This window comes from Myxococcales bacterium (assembly GCA_016712525.1).
Lineage (GTDB): Bacteria > Myxococcota_A > Polyangia > Polyangiales > Polyangiaceae > JAAFHV01.
Genome location: JADJQX010000001.1, coordinates 1186999 through 1204228, shown reverse-complemented (window position 1 = coordinate 1204228; position 17230 = coordinate 1186999). Strand labels below are relative to the sequence as shown.

Annotated in this window: 16 protein-coding genes; 7 read left to right on the top strand and 9 right to left on the bottom strand. The window is 70.9% G+C overall.

Annotated features, from left to right (window positions below; translation table 11 throughout):
- Window positions 1-48: 48 nt before the first annotated feature.
- Window positions 49-876 carry a helix-turn-helix transcriptional regulator gene (locus IPK71_05160; GenBank protein MBK8213121.1) on the bottom strand — a complete coding sequence of 276 codons (828 nt, stop codon included), beginning with the start codon at window positions 874-876 and terminating at the stop codon, window positions 49-51.
- 155 nt (window positions 877-1031) lie between these two features.
- On the opposite strand from IPK71_05160, the gene IPK71_05155 reads away from it, so the two are divergent.
- Together IPK71_05155 and IPK71_05150 are read left to right on the top strand one after the other, a co-directional pair.
- On the top strand, window positions 1032-3395 hold the full coding sequence (locus tag IPK71_05155; GenBank protein MBK8213120.1) for a glycogen-debranching protein: 2364 nt from the start codon (window positions 1032-1034) through the stop codon (window positions 3393-3395).
- 221 nt (window positions 3396-3616) lie between these two features.
- Window positions 3617-4510 (top strand): peptidoglycan DD-metalloendopeptidase family protein, encoded by an 894-nt coding sequence (locus IPK71_05150; GenBank protein ID MBK8213119.1) that lies wholly within the window; start codon window positions 3617-3619, stop codon window positions 4508-4510.
- A gap of 39 nt (window positions 4511-4549) precedes the next feature.
- On the opposite strand, the gene IPK71_05145 is transcribed toward IPK71_05150, so the two are convergent.
- The 3 genes from IPK71_05145 to IPK71_05135 all read right to left on the bottom strand — a co-directional run bounded on the left by IPK71_05145 (window position 4550) and on the right by IPK71_05135 (window position 8252).
- A complete protein-coding gene (locus IPK71_05145) occupies window positions 4550-5977 on the bottom strand; it encodes a protein kinase (GenBank protein MBK8213118.1) in 1428 nt (475 codons plus the stop codon).
- Window positions 5974-6864: a hypothetical protein gene (locus IPK71_05140; GenBank protein ID MBK8213117.1), complete on the bottom strand. Its 891-nt coding sequence runs from the start codon at window positions 6862-6864 to the stop codon at window positions 5974-5976. Before IPK71_05140 ends, IPK71_05145 begins: the two co-directional genes overlap by 4 nt.
- Before the next feature lie 95 nt (window positions 6865-6959).
- On the bottom strand, window positions 6960-8252 hold the full coding sequence (locus IPK71_05135; GenBank protein ID MBK8213116.1) for a sigma 54-dependent Fis family transcriptional regulator: 1293 nt from the start codon (window positions 8250-8252) through the stop codon (window positions 6960-6962).
- 101 nt (window positions 8253-8353) lie between these two features.
- Here IPK71_05135 and IPK71_05130 point away from each other — a divergent pair, with 101 nt between their 5' ends.
- Both IPK71_05130 and IPK71_05125 read left to right on the top strand, forming a co-directional pair.
- On the top strand, window positions 8354-8821 hold the full coding sequence (locus IPK71_05130; protein MBK8213115.1) for a hypothetical protein: 468 nt from the start codon (window positions 8354-8356) through the stop codon (window positions 8819-8821).
- A gap of 141 nt (window positions 8822-8962) precedes the next feature.
- Window positions 8963-9898: a hypothetical protein gene (locus tag IPK71_05125; protein MBK8213114.1), complete on the top strand. Its 936-nt coding sequence runs from the start codon at window positions 8963-8965 to the stop codon at window positions 9896-9898.
- A 112-nt stretch (window positions 9899-10010) separates the two neighbouring features.
- Here the strand turns inward: IPK71_05125 and IPK71_05120 are convergent, their stop codons facing one another.
- Together IPK71_05120 and IPK71_05115 are read right to left on the bottom strand one after the other, a co-directional pair.
- Window positions 10011-10472: a PQQ-binding-like beta-propeller repeat protein gene (locus IPK71_05120; GenBank protein ID MBK8213113.1), complete on the bottom strand. Its 462-nt coding sequence runs from the start codon at window positions 10470-10472 to the stop codon at window positions 10011-10013.
- Window positions 10473-10502: 30 nt separating this feature from the next.
- On the bottom strand, window positions 10503-11405 hold the full coding sequence (locus IPK71_05115) for an MBL fold metallo-hydrolase (GenBank protein ID MBK8213112.1): 903 nt from the start codon (window positions 11403-11405) through the stop codon (window positions 10503-10505).
- Window positions 11406-11452: 47 nt separating this feature from the next.
- On the opposite strand from IPK71_05115, the gene IPK71_05110 reads away from it, so the two are divergent.
- Window positions 11453-12376, top strand: coding sequence for a LysR family transcriptional regulator (locus tag IPK71_05110; GenBank protein MBK8213111.1), 924 nt, complete (start codon window positions 11453-11455; stop codon window positions 12374-12376).
- Window positions 12377-12747: 371 nt separating this feature from the next.
- Here the strand turns inward: IPK71_05110 and IPK71_05105 are convergent, their stop codons facing one another.
- Window positions 12748-14136: a VCBS repeat-containing protein gene (locus IPK71_05105; GenBank protein MBK8213110.1), complete on the bottom strand. Its 1389-nt coding sequence runs from the start codon at window positions 14134-14136 to the stop codon at window positions 12748-12750.
- A 124-nt stretch (window positions 14137-14260) separates the two neighbouring features.
- Here IPK71_05105 and IPK71_05100 point away from each other — a divergent pair, with 124 nt between their 5' ends.
- Together IPK71_05100 and IPK71_05095 are read left to right on the top strand one after the other, a co-directional pair.
- Window positions 14261-14908 (top strand): hypothetical protein, encoded by a 648-nt coding sequence (locus IPK71_05100; protein ID MBK8213109.1) that lies wholly within the window; start codon window positions 14261-14263, stop codon window positions 14906-14908.
- Between the two features lie 73 nt (window positions 14909-14981).
- Window positions 14982-15776, top strand: a complete 795-nt coding sequence (locus IPK71_05095) for a hypothetical protein (GenBank protein ID MBK8213108.1) — start codon at window positions 14982-14984, stop codon at window positions 15774-15776.
- 148 nt (window positions 15777-15924) lie between these two features.
- Here IPK71_05095 and IPK71_05090 read toward each other — a convergent pair whose 3' ends face one another.
- Both IPK71_05090 and IPK71_05085 read right to left on the bottom strand, forming a co-directional pair.
- Window positions 15925-16062 (bottom strand): hypothetical protein, encoded by a 138-nt coding sequence (locus IPK71_05090; GenBank protein ID MBK8213107.1) that lies wholly within the window; start codon window positions 16060-16062, stop codon window positions 15925-15927.
- Window positions 16063-16195: 133 nt separating this feature from the next.
- Complete coding sequence (locus IPK71_05085) at window positions 16196-17011, bottom strand: hypothetical protein (protein ID MBK8213106.1); 816 nt, start codon at window positions 17009-17011, stop codon at window positions 16196-16198.
- Window positions 17012-17230: the final 219 nt, after the last annotated feature.

Here is a 17230-nt window from a genome sequence, read left to right as displayed (position 1 = left end):
CGACGGGGCGTGACGTGCCCGAGGTCGGGAATTTCCCGCGCGGGCGCGTCACCCCGCGCTCTTCGCCCGCGGCGCGATGCCCTCGCGAGCGTCGGACGGGCGAACGCCGAAGCGCGCGCGGAAGGCCGCCGAGAAGGCCCCGAAGCTCCCGTAGCCCACCATCGCGGCCACCTCGCCCACCGAGTGCCGCTTCGACTTGAGGAGCAAGAGCGACTCGTCCAGGCGGCGTTTGCGCAAGTAGGGGAGGGGCGCGTCGCCGAGCTCCTTCTTGAAGGCGCGCAGCACCGTGCTCGCGCTCGCACGGCACACCCGCGGGAGCGCTTGGAGCACGTCGACGTCGAACAGGTGAGCCTCGAGGTGGGCGCGTGCACGCTCGACGAGCTCGGACTCACCCCGCGCGATGGACGAGCGCTCGCGGTCGCGCTCACGGTCGCGGCAGAGAAAGTAAATCTCCTTGGCGATCTCGGTCTCGAGGAAGCGCGTGGCGTCGTTGTCGCGCTTCTCGCAGACGGCGCGCTCGAAGAGGTAGCGATGCGCGATCTCGTTCACCCAGGTCGTGCGCGGGAGGAGCTGAGGCGCCCCGAGGTACCGCGTGAACGCCGCGTCGTCGACCTCGCCGTGAAAGGTCTCGACCACCTTGCGCCGGAGCGCGGGCGTCACGCCGAGCACCAAGGTTCGGCCCACGGGGCTGATGTTCGCGACGGAGGCCCGCGCTCCGCTCGGGACGACGAGCCAGCTTGCGCGATCGACGAGGTGCGCGCTCCCGCCCACGGAGACCTCGACCACGCTCGTGTCGAGTGGCAGCAAGAGCGTGCCCGCGGCGCGCGAGAGGACCACGCGGTCCCCGGCGCGCGCCACCACGAGCTTCACGTGCATCGGCCCGCGCTCGTCGTCGATGGGTGACGTCTGCTCGGCAAACGTCGGTGGCCGCTCGACAGCCGAGGGTGCCGGGGTGTGGTCCTTTGAGGTGCGTCGCTTCGGCTTGGTACCGAGCGAGGTCTTCGAACGTCCCTTTCGCGCCACGGGGTCTCATGAAAGCACGCGTCCGAGCCATTCGCCCTTCGATTTTGGTCGCTCTCGCGGCGGCGCTCGTCGCGTGCAGCGCCCCGGCGGACGAGGCTCCGCCCGAAGGAGGCGCGGCCGCGACGGACCCCTTCGTGCCACCGGAGCTGCCAGGAGCCGACGTTCGCCCCGAAGGCGCCGTCGATCCATGGGCGTTCGGTCCTCGCTTCGGCGCGCGTGTGCTCGCGAGCGGAGACCTCGAGGTTCGCACGCGTTCGGCGCGCGCGACACGTGTCGAGCTGTGCCTCTTTCGAAAGAGCTTCGGAGAGCCGGAGCGTCTGCGTCTGCCCATGACGCGTGACGCCTCGGGGGTGTTCTCGCTCGTCGTGAAGGCGGGCGAGCTCACCGAGAAGGGCATCACGGGGGCTATTTTTTACGGCTTTCGTGCGTTCGGGCCGAACTGGCCGTACGACCCTTCCTTCACGCCGGGCTCCCGCGCGGGGTTCCTGTCGGACGTCGACGACGCCGGCAACCGCATGAACCCCAACAAGCTGCTCGTCGATCCGTACGCCCTCGAGACGAGCCACGACCCGTACCATCCGGGCCACGGAGACGGCCGCGTCTACCGCACGGGTGAGGGGGCGCGCGAGGTCGACTCGGGACCGTTCGCCCCGAAGAGCGTGGTGGTGCGTGCTCCGCGCGCGGCCGAGCCCGGCCTCTCGCGACCCCTCCGTGACGACGTGATCTACGAGGTGCACGTCCGCGGGCTCACCCGCTCGGATCCGACCGTCCCCGAGAACGAACGTGGCACGTACGCCGGAGCCGCGCGCCGCGCGAAATACCTCAAGGAGCTCGGGGTGACGGCGATCGAGCTGCTCCCGATCCAAGAGACACCGAACGACCAGAACGAGCGCACCCCCGACGCGCGCGGCGACAACTACTGGGGGTACTCCACGCTCGCGTACTTCGCCCCCGATCGCAGGTACGCCGCCGACAAGTCACCGGGAGGCCCTACGCGCGAGCTCCGCGCCATGGTCGAAGCGTTTCACGCCGAGGGCATCAAGGTCCTTGTCGATGTGGTCTACAACCACACCTCGGAGGGCGGAGGCCGGGGAGACGCGCTCTCGCTCTACAGCCTTCGAGGTCTCGACAACGCCTCCTACTACGCGCTCGCCGACGATCCTCGCACGTATGTCGACTCGAACGGCGTCGGCGCGAACGTGAACACGAAGAGCCCGCTCGCCGCGGATCTGGTGGTCGACTCGCTCCGGTACTGGCACGACGCGCTCGGGGTCGATGGATTTCGCTTCGATCTCGCGTCGGTCGTCGCGAACGGGTGCGCGCGCGGGTGCTACCGGTTCGAGCGTGACGGTGGCATTCTCGCGCGCATCGCCAAAGAGCTCCCCGCGCGGCCGGACGAGGGCGGAGACGGGGCCGACCTCGTCGCCGAGCCCTGGGGCCTCGCCGCGGGGAGCTACCAGGTCGGGAATTTTCCGAAGGGGTGGTCCGAGTGGAACGATCGCTACCGCGACGCGTTCCGCCGTGATCTGAACCGCCTCGGCGTCGACGCCGTGCCTCCACGCGAGCTCGCGCGAAGGCTCTCGGGCTCGGGCGACGCGTTCGATCACGGCGGAAGACGACCCGCGGCTTCGGTCAACTTCATCGTCGCCCACGACGGGATGACCCTCGCCGATCTCTTCGCGTACGACCGGAAAAACAACGGCCAGGCGTGGCCCTTCGGCCCTTCCGACGGTGGCACCGACAACGATCTCGCCTTTTCGCACGGGGGAGATCCCGCACGCCAACGCGCCGTCACGCGCACGGCCATGGCGCTGCTCGCCTTGTCGGCGGGGGTGCCGATGTTCAACGGCGGCGACGAGCGACTGCGCACGCAGCGTGGAAACAACAACGCGTACAACCTCGACTCGGAGGGCACGTGGCTCGACTGGTCGCCCTCGGCGCCACGGGACGCCTTCGAGGCGTTCACGCGCCGCGCTCTCGGGTTCCGCCACGCCCACCCGGCCCTTCGGCCCACGCGCTACTGGACGTGGGGCGGCGCGGGAGCCGAGGTGCGATGGCTGCGCGACGACGGCGCCCCGGTGAACGACGCCTACCTCGACGACGCCTCTCGTCACTACCTCGGCATGCTGCTCGACGGCCAAAAGCTCGGAGACTCCGCCAAGGCGATCTTCGTCGCGTACAACGGGTGGTCGGAGACGTTGTTCGCGACCGTCCCGGAGGCCCCCGCCGGCGCCAGCTGGGGCCTCGTCGCCGATACGTCGCCGTCCGCCGAGGCGTGGGGCAACTGGGTGGGTGACACCGAAGCGCGTCCCCTCACGTCGAGCCGCCACACCCTCGCCCCGCGGAGCCTCGCCGTGTTCGTCGCACGGTAAGCGCGAGGCTCGCTACGGGAGCGGCGGTCCACGCGGGCCGGAAACTCCGGAAAGTTCCGGCGTGGCTTCAGCGGGCCTGCGGCCGCGGAGCCGCTACCCCGTGCCGCGAGGCCGCTCCCTGCCGAAACGCGGGCCATTTCCGCGAGCTTCGGGGCCTTCGTGCGTTGGCCCGTGCCGTGCAAAACGGGTCGTGAACCCCGACACGAGAGGACACGCCGACCATGCGCACGACGCCGCTCCGCACCTTCGCCCGACTCGCCTTCGTCACCTCCATCCTCGGCGCCTCGGCTGCGGGCTGCGCCTCGGAGGCCACGGAGACGGAAGAGCTCTGGGACGAAGGGCCGCCCTCGGACGACACCGATCCGGGGCCCCAAGAAGAGGTCGGCGCGGTGAGCGAGGCGCTCTCCATCGCGAGCTTTCAGCTCCCCTTCCCGTGTGGTCAGGTGTGGTCGGGGCAGACGCGCACGAACCACAGCCCGACGAGCTCGATCGACTTCAACCGCGCGGGCGACGAAGGGGACGCCGTGGTGGCCGCCGCCGCCGGCACCGTGCGTCGTGTCCAGAACCTCGGCAGCCGCAGCTACGGCTTGTGGATCGAGATCGACCACGGCTCGGGCTACACCACCCGCTACGCGCACCTCTCGTCCGAGGTCGTCTCCGTCGGGCAGAAGGTCGTGCGCGGGCAGCGCATCGGCGCGGTCGGGAACACGGGCGGCTCGACCGGTGCTCACCTCCACTTCGAGATCCGGCGGAACGGCGTCGACGTACGCGTCGCGTTCGACGGGAGCCCCGCGCTCTATTTCGGGACGCGCAACTACACGAGCAAGAACTGCCCGCGCTCGACCGTCGGCGCCACCGGGAGCGGCGGCGTCACGGGCCGCATCGAGACCTCGGGCGCGTCGGTGAACGTGCGCGCCGGTGCGGGGACTACCTTCGCCGTCGTAGGGACGGTCGACGACGGCGAGAGCGTGCGCATCGTCTGCCAGCGTCGTGGCGTCGCCGTGAGCGGCCCCTTCGGCCGAACCGACCTGTGGGACAAAATCGGGACGGGGTACGTCTCCGATGCGTACGTGTTCACCGGGAGCGACGGTCGCGTGGCTCCGGACTGCCCCTGACGACGAGGCCTCGCGCGCCGTTCTTCGGGTTGTGCGAGGCTATTTTCCAGGCTTGTACGGGTTCGGAGGCGCCTTCGTAGGGACCTGCGCGGGAGAGGGCCGGCTCCCGGCTTTCTTCGTGCTCGGGCTCGTAGTCGGGCTCGCGATCGGGCTCTCCGTGACGGGTTTCGTCGAAGGTTCGCTCGGCGCCGGCGGAGGCGTGGACGGTTCGTTCGACGCAGGCGGGAGAGACGCAGCGTCCGTCGGAGGTGGAGTCGACGCGAGCGGGGGAGCGGGCTCCGTGAGCTCGGGCCGTGGGCCGCGCGACGTGGCAAAAAGCGCGGCGCCAACGGCCGTCACCAGGAGGGCACCGAGACCGAAGGCGGCGCGTCGGCTCCACGGCGAGGTCGTCGGGTCCATGTGGCGCTCGGCCGTGGCGAGGCCTCGGGAATCGATCGTGTCGCCACGCTCCGGTCGGGACGGTGGCACGACGACCGAGGCGGTGGCCACGTCGTCGCGCGAGGTCGCCGCGTTCGGCTCGGCGTGCGCCGGCGTGGTACCCGCGGAGAGGACCTCCCGGCGCGAGGCGAGGCTCGGGCCTACGGCCGCTTCGACGAGCCGCGCGACGTCGTCGTGGGTGCCGAGGAGCCCTCGGTCGCGAGCCGTCTCTTCGAGCGCGTGCGCAAAGGCTCCGACGCTCGGGTAGCGCTCGGCGGGGTCACGCGCGAGCGCACGGCGCACCACCCGGTCGAACGGCGCGAGCTCGGGCCGTAGATCGCCGAGGTCGGGCACACGGGCCACGACGACACGCTTCATCGTCTCGAGCTCGGTCGGTCCTTTGAAGAGGCGCTGCGCCGCGAGGGCCTCCCACACGACCACGCCGAGCGAGAACTGATCGCTCGCGGCGTCGGCGCGGTAGCTCTCGACGTACTCGGGCGCCATGTACCCCACCTTGCCTTTGAGCACCCCCGTCGACGTCTTCGCGCCTTCGCGCTCGCTCGTCCGCGCGATGCCGAAGTCGGCGATCCGCGCGACGCCGTCGACGCCCACGAGCACGTTGCTCGGTGTCACGTCCCGGTGAACCACACCGAGCGGCGCCCCGTCGTCACCCTTGGCGCGGTGCACGGCCTCGAGGCCCGCGGCGGCGTCGAGCAGCACGCGAACGACGGCGCGGAGGTCGGTAAATTCCCGTGCGAGGAGCTCTGCGAGGGTCGCGCCTTCGACGTAGTCGAGCACGAGCTCGATCTCGCCGTGAGCCTCGTGGACGTCGAGCACGGACACCACGTTCGGGTGCCGAAGCCGCCCGGCGAGCGTGGCCTCGAGGCGGAGGCTCTCGCGGAGCTCGGGATCGTCGCGCACGTGGGGGTGAGCGCGCTTCAGCGCCACGAGCCGCTCGAAGCCGAGCGCACCTCGCGCCCTCCCGAGCCACACCGTGGCCATCCCGCCCGTCCCGATGCGGGCGAGCGCCTCGTAGCGCGCGCCGCTCAAAAGCGTCCCACGAGGCGAACGTGGCCCGGGCCGACCGCGACACGCGGTGCGCTCGGCCCGAAGTCGGTGAGGACGAAGAGCACGACGCTCGCGGCCGCGAGCACGCCTGTCGCACCCCAGGCGATGCGCGTCGCCGTTTGGGCGTCGCGCCCGGCGTCGGCCGTGGCTTGGCTCGGCGCCGCGCGAAAGTCGTCGTAGAGGCTCGCGGTGTGCGCGGTGAGCACGGTCGCGACCGTAGCCGACGTCGCGACGAGGCCGACGGCGACCCCGAAGAAGAGGGGAGACGTCGCACGCGAGGGCCGCGCGCTCTCGGCCTCGGCGCCCGGGGGTGGAAGAGGCGCGCGGGGCTCGGGCTCGTGCACGACGCTGTCGGCGCCGGCCTTCACCTCGACCTCGACGCGCGCTTCGGCGCCGTCGTTCGTGGTGATACGCACCGCGTGGGACCCGGGAAGAGCATGGCGAGGAAGCCCGGGAACGAGCGCGCGGCCGTCGAGCTCTCCGCGGCACGAAGGCCCCGCGTGGCACGTGAGCGTGACGCTCCCCACGCGGGCGCCGAACGTGGTCCGCAGCTCGCGCGCGAGCCTCGCGAGGGTCCCGTCGACGGCCCGCCGCTCCGCGCGCACCACGAGGTCCATGCCGAGGCTCGCGTCACCCGCGAGGAGCGCCGACGCCATCGCGAGCTCGAGGGCCCGCGCGCTCGGCACCCGCTCGTCGGCCAGCGCGAAGTACCGCGCGGCCTTCGCGTAGTCCTTCGTGTCGTACGCGCGCGCGCCCACGTCGTAGGCCTCCCCGGCCTCCGCGGTCGCGTCGGCGCGACAGACGCCCGTCACCGAGAGGGCCGCGAGCAAGGCCGCGAAGGCCACGGGCGCAAGGGGAGGACGAGACACGCGTCGTCGAGCGTACCGTGTCGCGCCTCTCCCGTGCGAATCTCGAGGAGTCACGGGCGCTTCCGCGTGTCGCATACGCGCCTACAAATGCGCGCTCAGCGCTTCCCGAGCTTGGCGAGCAGGCGCCCGAGGTAGGTGCGGTCGAGGCCGGCGAGCTTGGCGGCGAGCGTTTGGTTGCCTTTGGTCTCGGCGAGGAGTCGGTCCACGTAGTGCGCCGAGAAGCGCTCGGCGATGGCCTCGCGTTGCGCGAGAAAAGGGAGATCGAGGCGCACGGCCGCAGAGAGCGCCTGGTCGAGGCCCCCGCCGACGGTGGACGACCCAGCACCCTCGGCCGCGGGCGCGACCCCCAGCGCGACGTACGCGAGCACCACGTTCCGAAGCTCACGCACGTTCCCAGGGAAGGGTCGGGCCGCGAGCTCCTCCAGCACGTCGGCTGGGAGCCCCGACTGGCCCTCTTGGCGGGCGAAGAACGTCGCGAGCTCCGCGATGTCCTCACGCCGGTCGCGGAGCGGCGGCACGACGAGCTTCACGACCGAGAGCCGGTAGTAGAGATCCTCGCGGAAGCGGCCCGCGCGCACCTCGGCGAGGAGATCGCGGTGGGTCGCAGCGACCAGGCGGACCTCGACCTTGCGGGGCACGTCCTCGCCCACGGCGACGACCTCTCCCCGCTCGAGCACGCGGAGGAGCGCGGGCTGCACGTCGAGAGGCAGCTCACCGATTTCGTCGAGGAGCAGGGTGCCGCCGGACGCCGCGCCGAACGCACCTCGTCGCGGCTCCGTCGCGCCCGTGAACGCCCCTTTTTTGTGGCCGAAGAGCGTGCTCGCGACGAGCTCGCGCGGAATGGCGCCGCAGTTGATGGGCACGAACGGCCCCGACGACACGCGGGACCCTTCGTGGAGGGCCCGCGCGACGAGCTCCTTTCCGACGCCGGTCTCGCCGGTGACGAGCAGCGGGAGCAGCGAGCCGTCGAGCCGGGCGATCGTGCCGAAGAGCTGCTGCATCGCCTTCGACGTGCCGATCATTCCGCGAAAGCCGGCGACCGTGAGCGGCTCGTCGTCGAGCGTGGTGTCGAGCTCGATCGCGAGGGTGGTCGACCCGATGCGCAGCGACGCGCCCGGCGCGAGCACCATGCGTTCGACGCGCTGACCGAGAAAATACGTGCCGTTGCGGCTCTTGAGGTCGCGCACGTGGACGCCCTCGGGCACGAGCTCGAGCTCGACGTGGCGGCGCGACACTCCCGGATCGTCGACGATCAGGTCGCACGTCGACGCGCCGCCGACGGTGAGCGTCCCTCGTTCGAGCCGCGCGCTCGGTTGGCCCGCGCCGACCACGCGCACGCGCACGGGGAGCGGAGGCGCGAGCCCCGCGCGATGGAGGGTACGGGTCACGGAGTCCGAGGGTGCCATCGTGAGAGACCCTATCGGAGGCCGCGTCGTTCGGCCATGCCGGACGCCCCGACCTCGCCTCGCCTCTGCCGTATACTTCGCTCGTGCCTCGGTCCTCTCTCGTCGCCCCCGCGTGGCTCGTCGTCGGCTCTTCGGCGGCCCTCTTCGCATGTTGGGACTTCGACTACGAGCCTCCCGCCCCGGCAGACGCCTCGAGCGACGCGCGCCCCCCGCCCACCGACGCGCAGGTGCCCTGCGTGGTCGGGGGATACTACTGCGGTGGGGAGAGGCTCCCCGGAGATCCCCGCTCGCTCTACCGCTGCGACGACGGCGGCGCGGGCACGCTCACGTCGACGTGTGCCGTCGCGTGCATCGTGGCGCCGCCCGGGAAAGACGACGCCTGCTCCGCCGCCCCGTCATGCGTGGTGGGCGGGCGCTACTGCGGGGGAGACAAGGTGAACGGCGATCCGAACGTGCTCTACCGCTGCAACGCCGGGGGCGCTCTCTCGGTCGTCACACGTTGTGCGAGAGGCTGCCAGATCAACCCGAACGACGACGACGCCTGCAAATAGGTCTGCGGCCTCGAGGCCGCTCGGGTGCGGCCGACGAGCCGCCTGGAAACCGCGAAGGGGACTTCGATCTCCGAGGGAGAGCCGCGCTGCGCCTTTGGCCTCGTCCGTGCAATCGGATCGCGTCGAGAAGGAGCTTCCCTCATGCCGACGTCGTCTCGTTCGCGCGCTTCGTACCCGCTCGTTTTGGGTCTCGTGGCCTGCCTCATGGCCTGTGGTCCGAGCGGCGACGCCGAGCTCGCCACGCCGGGAGCCGATCTGCCCTACGACGACGAGGACACCCACGTCGACGATGGCCTCGATCCGAGCTTCGACGACGGCCTCGGCGCCGCGCTCGACCTGGGCGAGGTCGATGCTCCCTCGGAGGACGGCGACGCGGGGGGCGATGGGGCCTCGGTCGCTGCGGGCGGCGCCACGTGCGACTCCGACGCGAGGACCGGCGACTACTGCGGGGGAGACAAGGTCTCCGGGGGCGACAAAAACACGCTCTACCGCTGCAACGGGCCCGGCCGGGCCACGACCGTTCGCCGCTGCAGCGCCGGGTGCTCGGTGAACCTGGGCACGGACGACACGTGCAGAGTACCCGTACCTGCCGGGCCAGCCTCGTGCCCCCACGTCTCGGCCGTCCTCCGCTTCGGTCTGCATCCGACGGCGTCCGACAGGCTCCGATGCGTGGGGATCACGGCGGCGCGCATCACGCAGACGATCGGCGGCGCGCCGGCCTCGGCGGGGACCCACCTTCAAGATGGCATCGCCGACGGGCACCCGTACTCGGCCGCCACGGACCTCAGCGTTCGAGGCCTCACCGACGCGCAGGTGAGGGTGCTCGTCGCTCGCCTGGACGCCATGGGCTTCGCTGCGTTCTTCCGAAACCCTGGGCGCGACGGGTGGCCCGCGTCCGAGGCCCGCCACGTTCACGTCGTCTTCGCGGGGGCCCGCATGAAGGCGTCGCTCCGCGCGCAAAACGCCGACTTTCTCGCGGGCAAGAACGGCCTCGCGAGCCACACGACCTACTCCTTCTACCAGCCCCCACCCGAGGTGAAGGCCTACGTGAGGCGCATCTTCGACGCCGCGAACTGACGAGCCTCGCGCGCCGCGGTGGCGTGGGAGCGCGCGACGAAGATCACTCTCCGAACGGACGCCGCGATCGGTCGAGAGACGCGCGGGCTCCGCAGCCTTGGCTACGCCCCCGCTACTTGTACCCGGCGAAGTCGCCCTGGCGCACGTTGCCGGGGACGCCGATCGCCGGCGTGCTCGCGCCGATCTCGAGCCCGTGCGGCGCGCGCCATCGGAGGTTGCCGCCGAGGTCGAGGCACACGATCTCCTTGTCCGTGGTGACGAAGAGGTCCTGCCCGTCGACGACCATCTGCGGGCGGATACGCGCATCCGTGAGCGTGATCTGCCCCATGACGCGGCCGGACGCGTACTCGATGGCGGTGACGTGGGTGGTCGTCGCGACGAACACGCGCTCCGGGGTCATCTCGAGCGAGAGCGGCCCGAGGGTGCTCGGGTCCTGAAAGCCGTCCCAGTGGCTGCGCGCGCGGAAGTCGTGGAGCCAGGCCACGGCGCCGTCGGCTCTGCGGTACGCGAGGACCCGCTCTTGCGCGGCGACGACGACGAGCGGGGCTTCGGGCGAAGGAGGGCTCCGGTACATCCCCCGAAGGTAGCAGGAGCCCCGGTGGGATCAGGCCCCGGAGAACGGTGCGGTCATCCACTTCTGGATGCCCGGACGGCGTGCCCCGCCGGTGCGAGCCGGTTGGCTTCGTGGGCCCGCGCCGGTGAGCTCGATCTCCTCGCCGTCCTCGGGCACGAGCACCTTGTCCGCGAGGCCCGCGTCCAGCATGCGCGCGCGGACCTCGGCCCGTGTGGTCGGGCAGTGATCGAGGGCCTCGAGGTGGTTCAGCACGACCTTGCCGGGCGCCATCGTGACGAGGTCCACGAGCTCCCTCGGCGAGAACAGGATGTCCCCCCCGATGCCAAAATTGGCCGAGCCCGCGGGGGCGACGATCACGTCCGGGGCGAGGCGTGCGATGGCCTCGCGCACGGTGTCGACGAGGATGGCGTCTCCCACCAGGTAGACGCTCGGCTCGCCGGGGGCCGCGAGGTAGTAGCCCGACACGGGCCCGAGCGCGAAACCGACGAGCCCTCGGCCGTGTTTGGCAGGGACGACCTCGGACGGGAACCCGAGCGACCCCTCCTCGACCACACGCGCGTCGATGCCCTTTTTGCGGAGATGCGGGACGTCCATCGCGGTCGCGTGGACGGGGAGGCCCCGCTCCTTCGCGAGCCTTCGACCGGCCGAGTCGAAGTGGTCCGGGTGCTCGTGGGTCACAAGAATGGCCGTCGCCGAGGCGATGGCCTTCGCCGCGACGTTCGGGAGGGGGACGAGCGGGTTTCGTCGCCGCCCACCGCCGAAGAGCTTGAACCCGGGCATCGCGCCGACGTCCGAGAGCATGGGATCGACGAGGAAGCGCTCGCCGGCGTAGGTGAGGAGGCAGGTCGCGTTTCGGAGGTGGAGGAGCTTCATGCCCGAGACCGTGCGGCGCGCCGAGGCCCGCGACAATGGCGCGATCTGGATGCCTGTCATCCGAATTTGGATGGCACCCCGGACCCTCGTCGCGTAGGCTCTCGCGTATGGGCGGAGCGGGCGGGCAACCTTCGGTGGAGCTCGAGTGGGACCACTACCGCACGTTCGAGGCGATCGCGCGGACGGGCAGCCTCACGCGCGCGGCGAAGGTGCTCGGCGCGAGCCAATCGACGGTGAGCCGTCACCTCGCGCGGCTCGAGGAGCGGGCGCGGACCCCGCTCGTGGTGCGCAGGTCCCCCATCGAGCTCACCGAGCGAGGGCGCGCGCTGCTCGAGGCCGTGGTGCCGATGATAGCGGCCTCCCTGGGCGTGGCCGACGTGCTGGACGTCGAGCCCGAGGCGCGAGGCGAGGTCACCCTCTCGACCGTGGGCGAGGTCGCGCGGTGGGTGCTCGCGCCGCGGCTCGGGGCGTTCTGTCGCGCCTATCCGAATTTGCGGTTACGGCTCCTCGCGACGAACGAGCGCGTGAGCCTCGCCTCGGGGGAGGCCGATCTCGCCATTCGGCTCGCGCGGCCCGAGAAGGGCGACCTCTGGGCGAAGCGCCTCGGGACGGAGACGTACGGGCTCTTCGCCGGGCCGGGGGTGCCCGAGGGCGTCTTCGCGCCGTGGGTGGGGCTCGCCGGCTCGCTCGCCCACGTGGCGGAGCAGAGCTATGCAGAGCGTCTCTTCCCCGGCCGTCCCGCGCGTGTCCTCGTGGAGGACCTCGAGGCTCTCGGCACGATCGTCGAGCAGGGGCTCGGTGCGGCGGTCCTCCCTCGTGCGTTCGCGAAGAGGCTCCGCGACGTCGTCGAGGTCGAGCCCGCCCGGTTCGGCTGCGCGTTCGAGGGGATCTTCCCTTCGCGCGACTTCTTCCTCGTCGTGCATCGAACGAGGCGCTCCCTCCCGAAGGTGCGGGCCGTCGTGCGGTGGGTCGAGGCGGCGTGGTCGGAGTCTGCTCTTGGGCAGAGCGCCGCGCGTTCGCGGCCTCGGTAGCCCTCCGTCGCTCGCGTCGCCCCGCCCCGCCGCGCTCTCGCTCGCCCACGCCCCCGTCGTTTCTCGGCGCTCCTTGCCCGCCTGTTCGAGGGGCAGGGGAGCCGCTACACGAGGCTCGAGAAGCTCGATCAAGCCTTCGAACGCTCGGGTCCCGAGATCGTGCCGCTGCCTCTCGCGGACGTCGCGGCGCTTCGCGCCATCCGCGCCTCGCCGAGTCGGCGGAGCGGGCCGCGGTTGGCCCGGCCCGCGAGCGTCTCACGATCACGAGCGCCAAGACGACCTACGCCCCGACGAGGACATACGGATTCTGGGGCCCACATGGAGGCCTCGTTGCGGGCCCAACGCCGCGAACCGAGCGCGAGCGCCTTTGGTCACTCCGCGCCGAAGCGCTGCCACGAGGGCCCCGAGAAGGCCTTGCCGTCGTTCTTCGGGTCGTTCGCGCGCACGAGGTCGACACACCCGTCGCCGTCGAGGTCCATGGTGAGCCATTGCCCGTAGGTCGCGTTCACGCGATTGAACGAGGCCTCGGGGACGGGCCACTCCGCCGGAGCTTTGGCGAAGCCCGTGTCCCCTCCTTTGAATACTTGCCAGTGGGGCTTTCCACTCTTCGCGCCGTAGGCGTTCCCGTCGTTGTCCGGATCGTTGGCGCGCACCAGGTCGACCTTCCCGTCGTTGTCGAGGTCCATGGTGAGCCACTGACCGTAGGTGGCGTTGACGCGGTTGAAGAGCGAATCGGGGACGGCCCACTCGGCGGGTGTCTTGGCGAAGCCGCCATTTTCGCCTTTGAAGAATTGCCAGTGAGGCTTCCCGGCGGCGGCGCCGTAGGGTTTTCCGTCGTTGTCGGGGTCGTTGGCGCGGACGAGATCGAGCTTGCCGTCGCCGTCGAGGTCCATGGTGAGCCACTGACCGTAGGTGGCGTTGACGCGGTTGAAGAGCGAATCGGGGACGGCCCACTCGGTGGGTGCCTTGGCGAAGCCGCTTTTTTCGCCTTTGAAGAATTGCCAGTGAGGCTTCCCGGCGGCGGCGCCGTAGGGTTTTCCGTCGTTGTCGGGGTCGTTGGCGCGGACGAGATCGAGCTTGCCGTCGCCGTCGAGGTCCATGGTGAGCCACTGACCGTAGGTGGCGTTGACGCGGTTGAAGAGCGAATCGGGGACGGCCCACTCGGTGGGCGCCTTGGCGAAGCCGCCCTTTTCGCCTCTGAAGAATTGCCAATGAGGCTTCCCGGCGGCGGCGCCGTAGGGTTTTCCGTCGTTGTCGGGGTCGTTGGCGCGGACGAGATCGAGCTTGCCGTCGCCGTCGAGGTCCATGGTGAGCCACTGACCGTAGGTGGCGTTGACGCGGTTGAAGAGCGAATCGGGGACGGCCCACTGCACCGGCTCGGCGAAGCCGCCTGCGCCCCCTTGGAAGAGCTGCCAATGAGGCTTCCCGGCGGCGGCGCCGTAGGGTTTTCCGTCGTTGTCGGGGTCGTTGGCGCGGACGAGATCGACCTTGCCGTCGCCATCGAGGTCCATCGTGAGCCACTGCCCGTAGGTCGCGTTGACCCGGTTGAACGATGCGTCGGGGACGGCCCACGCGCTTGGCTCCGCCGCGAAGCGCGTGCACACCTTTCGAGGCTTGGCTGCGTCTCCGCCTTGGCCGCCCGAGCCTCCACCTTGCCCACCCGTGCCACCCGTCGGATCGGTGGGATCTCCTTCGGCGGAAGTCGACGCCGTGGTGCACGCGAAGAGGAGAGCGAGGCTGGCGTAGGCGAAGAGGCGCATGAGGCGTGGTACGCGCGCGCGGGGCGTACCTTCCCCATGGTTTCAACACGATGAAATTCGTGGCGTTTCGTGGGTGGGCTCGTCCGCCTTCGCGAGCGGGAGCTCGAGACGCTACCGTTTCGGGGTGCGCGTCGTTCTTGCCCCCCTCATGGTCGTCGTCACCGTCGTCGTCTGCGGCTGCACCGCGCCGAGATCCGAGCCGGGTGAGTCGCCGGCGCGTCCGTCGGCTGCGTCTGCACCACGAGCCTCATCGTCTCCGCCCGAGGGGACGGCGCTGCCGAAGTACCTCGCGGCCCTCGAGAAGCTCGATCAAGCCTACGAGCGCGCCGGCGCCCAGATCGTGCCGCTGCCCCTCGCCGATCTCGTCGCTCTCCGCGCGTACCCGCGCCTCGCCGAGTCGGCGAAGGGTGTCGCGGTCGGTCCGGCTCGCGAGCGCCTCACGCTGACGAGCGCCAAGACGACCTACGCGCCCGACGAGGACATACGCGTGCTCCACGTGCACGAGGTCGCGGGGCCTGGGCGCGAGGTCTACGTGATGGGCCCGAAGGCCATCTACGGAGAGTCGGTCGACGGCGAGCCACGAGGACGGCCTTCGCCTCCCGCCGTCGAGCCCTACGACGGCGCCGTGATCCCGAGCCCGGGGGTCGACACCAACTACGAGCCCACCGTGTACCGCCTGCCGCGCGGGAAGCACACCATCGTGTGGCGGAGCACGACCTTGTCGAGCACGACCATACTCACGTCGAACACGCTCACGATCGAGGTGCGGTGACACGGCACGATCGTCTCGGGCCCAGGGAGGCGCGGGCGCCTGAGGAGCGGCGGACCATGGTACCTTCGGCGCGGTGAGCGACCACGTGCCGACGTTTGCCGTTCGCGAGGCAGGTGTGCGGCGAGGGCGGAAGGGCGCTCGTCTCGCGTCTCGCGCGGCGTGGAGGGTGACGGCGCTCGCGGCGCTCGTGGGCACCGTGGGGTGCGGGGAGCGTGTCGTCCGACCGCCCCCACCTCCGTTCGCCAAGGCCGAAATCCCCGACGTCTCGATGCCCACCGAGGGAGCGCGCGTGGGGCACGGGCTCGTGATCCTCGATGTCCCGGGCGAGCCCGCCGAGGCGTTCGTCTGCTACGGCGGGCCGAACGGCAAACACACGCTGGCGACGTGCTTTGCGCGCCGGCCGCTCTGTGCGTACCTGCCATGCGTCGCCGAGCTTCCCTTGGGCGAGCAGCGGCTCGTCTTCCGGTCTAGCGTCGACACCTCGCGCGAGAGCACGGCCGACGTGACGGTCGGACGCGACGTCGTGGTCGTCCGCCACGCGCTCGGTCTGCGGAGAGAGCACCGCTCGCTGACGAGCGCCGGCGCCGCGGCCCTCCTCGTCGGTGGGCCGGTCGTGGTTCTCGGCGGGGCGGTCCTCGTCGGCAACGAGCTCGCGACGCTCGACGGAGAGTCGTCCGCGGGCCCCGCGCAGGCGGCGGCCGTCACGAGCGTCGCCGTCGGGGTGGCGTTCCTGGCGGCGGGGGTCACCCTCTCGATCTTGGGTCGACCCGAGACCCAGAAGGGGTCTACGACGACCACGACGTCGCCCCGGCTCGGGCCCACCCCCGCCGTCTCGGGGGCACCTACCGGGCTGACGTTCAGGTTCTAGTTTCGTAACTCTGACATGCGTTGCGAAATGACTCTGTTCTCAATCATTTCATGGGTGTGGCGCGAACGTCGGTCGGATCTGGCCGGATCTGGCCCCCCCGAGCCGCTCGCTCGCGGCCCCGCGCGACACGACGAACCCCATCGCCCGTTCAGCTAGCCACGGCGTTCGCCGCCGAGACCGAAGCGCGGCACGCCTTCTCGCACTCCGCGCACTCGACGTGGTGCGAAGCATGTGCACTGCACACATCGGCGCACTCGGTGCACGCGGCGGCGCACAGCTTGGCCAGCGCGACGAGGTGTGGGCGTTCTCAGCTCCTGCCCGACCCGTGTCTTGCGCCAGGGCGTGTCTGCTTTGCGTGCACGATCCTCGTACGGCCTTCGAAGTGGCCGAGCGCGTGCCGACCGGGGTGGGCCGAGGGCTCACTCGCAGCGGTTGCGCCGCTTGCACTCGGGCGTCTGGGCCGTGCGCGCCGCGCCGAACGCCTTCACGAGGTCGGGGTCCACGCTGCGAAACTCGTAGGTCGTGCCCTGCGAGCCGGCGCCGGCGGCGATCCCCGCGAGCTTGCCACCGCACACGAGCAGCGAGCCGTCGCCTCCCGAGCTCTTCGTGGTGGTCACGATGACCTGATAGGCGACGACCTTGCCGTCGCGAACCTCGGTCCGCATGCGGGTCACCTTGCCCGCGAGGCTCATGGTCTTCGGCGGGGTCGACGCGAACATGTCGAACGCTGCGCCGAGCACCCGGCACGAGAGACCCTCGCGCATCGCGCCCACCTCGAGCAGCGGCGGCACCTTCTTGCCGAGGAGTCGCTCGCCGCCCGCGCCGTCGACACGAAGGTTCGTGTAGTCGAAGAACGCTCCGAACGAGTCGTCGAGGCTCCCGGGGACCTCGACCTGCCCCGAGTGCAGCCTCACGAAGGGCTTTCGATCGAGCGAGGTCATGAGCGGGAGCGATTGGCTCCCGGACCCGGTCGCGAAGGCCACGCCCTCCCCGAGCACCACGCCGAGGCCGCTTTGGTCCTGGGGGCTCGGCTTGAAGTAGAAGGTCGAATCCAGAATGGAGAGCGGCACGCCGAGCTTCTGCGCGGCCGCGGTCGTCAGCGCGTCCTCGCCGACCTCCGTAGCATCGTCGATCGCGTCGGGATCCTCGGTCGTGGTGTCGGCTGCGCAGCCCATGCATACGAGGGACGTCGAGAGCGCCAAGAGGCCGAGACCGCGTGCGAGGTTCGAGAACATGCCGCGCCTTCAGCGAAACCCGTGCCAACTCGGGCCTTGCCCACATGTAGGCAAATAGCCAATCGTGCCCTGTTCGTTTCGGCATCCGGGTGGATCGGTGATGCGCCGATCTCGGCAGCTCCGTGGATCCGACATGGCTCAGTGCGGGTCGAGCTCCCGTCTTCCACGCCGGCACATCGCGCGCCCCGTGCCGACTCGACCGTTCCAGGTCGGTGCGCG

Excerpts from the sequence above, each read along its gene's own strand:
- IPK71_05160 (MBK8213121.1), bottom strand. The coding sequence starts at position 876 with ATGCACGTGAAGCTCGTGGTGGCGCGCGCCGGGGACCGCGTGGTCCTC.
- IPK71_05155 (MBK8213120.1), top strand. The coding sequence starts at position 1,032 with ATGAAAGCACGCGTCCGAGCCATTCGCCCTTCGATTTTGGTCGCTCTC.
- IPK71_05150 (MBK8213119.1), top strand. The coding sequence starts at position 3,617 with ATGCGCACGACGCCGCTCCGCACCTTCGCCCGACTCGCCTTCGTCACC.
- IPK71_05125 (MBK8213114.1), top strand. The coding sequence starts at position 8,963 with ATGCCGACGTCGTCTCGTTCGCGCGCTTCGTACCCGCTCGTTTTGGGT.
- IPK71_05120 (MBK8213113.1), bottom strand. The coding sequence starts at position 10,472 with ATGTACCGGAGCCCTCCTTCGCCCGAAGCCCCGCTCGTCGTCGTCGCC.
- IPK71_05115 (MBK8213112.1), bottom strand. The coding sequence starts at position 11,405 with ATGACAGGCATCCAGATCGCGCCATTGTCGCGGGCCTCGGCGCGCCGC.
- IPK71_05110 (MBK8213111.1), top strand. The coding sequence starts at position 11,453 with ATGGGCGGAGCGGGCGGGCAACCTTCGGTGGAGCTCGAGTGGGACCAC.
- IPK71_05105 (MBK8213110.1), bottom strand. The coding sequence starts at position 14,136 with ATGCGCCTCTTCGCCTACGCCAGCCTCGCTCTCCTCTTCGCGTGCACC.
- IPK71_05085 (MBK8213106.1), bottom strand. The coding sequence starts at position 17,011 with ATGTTCTCGAACCTCGCACGCGGTCTCGGCCTCTTGGCGCTCTCGACG.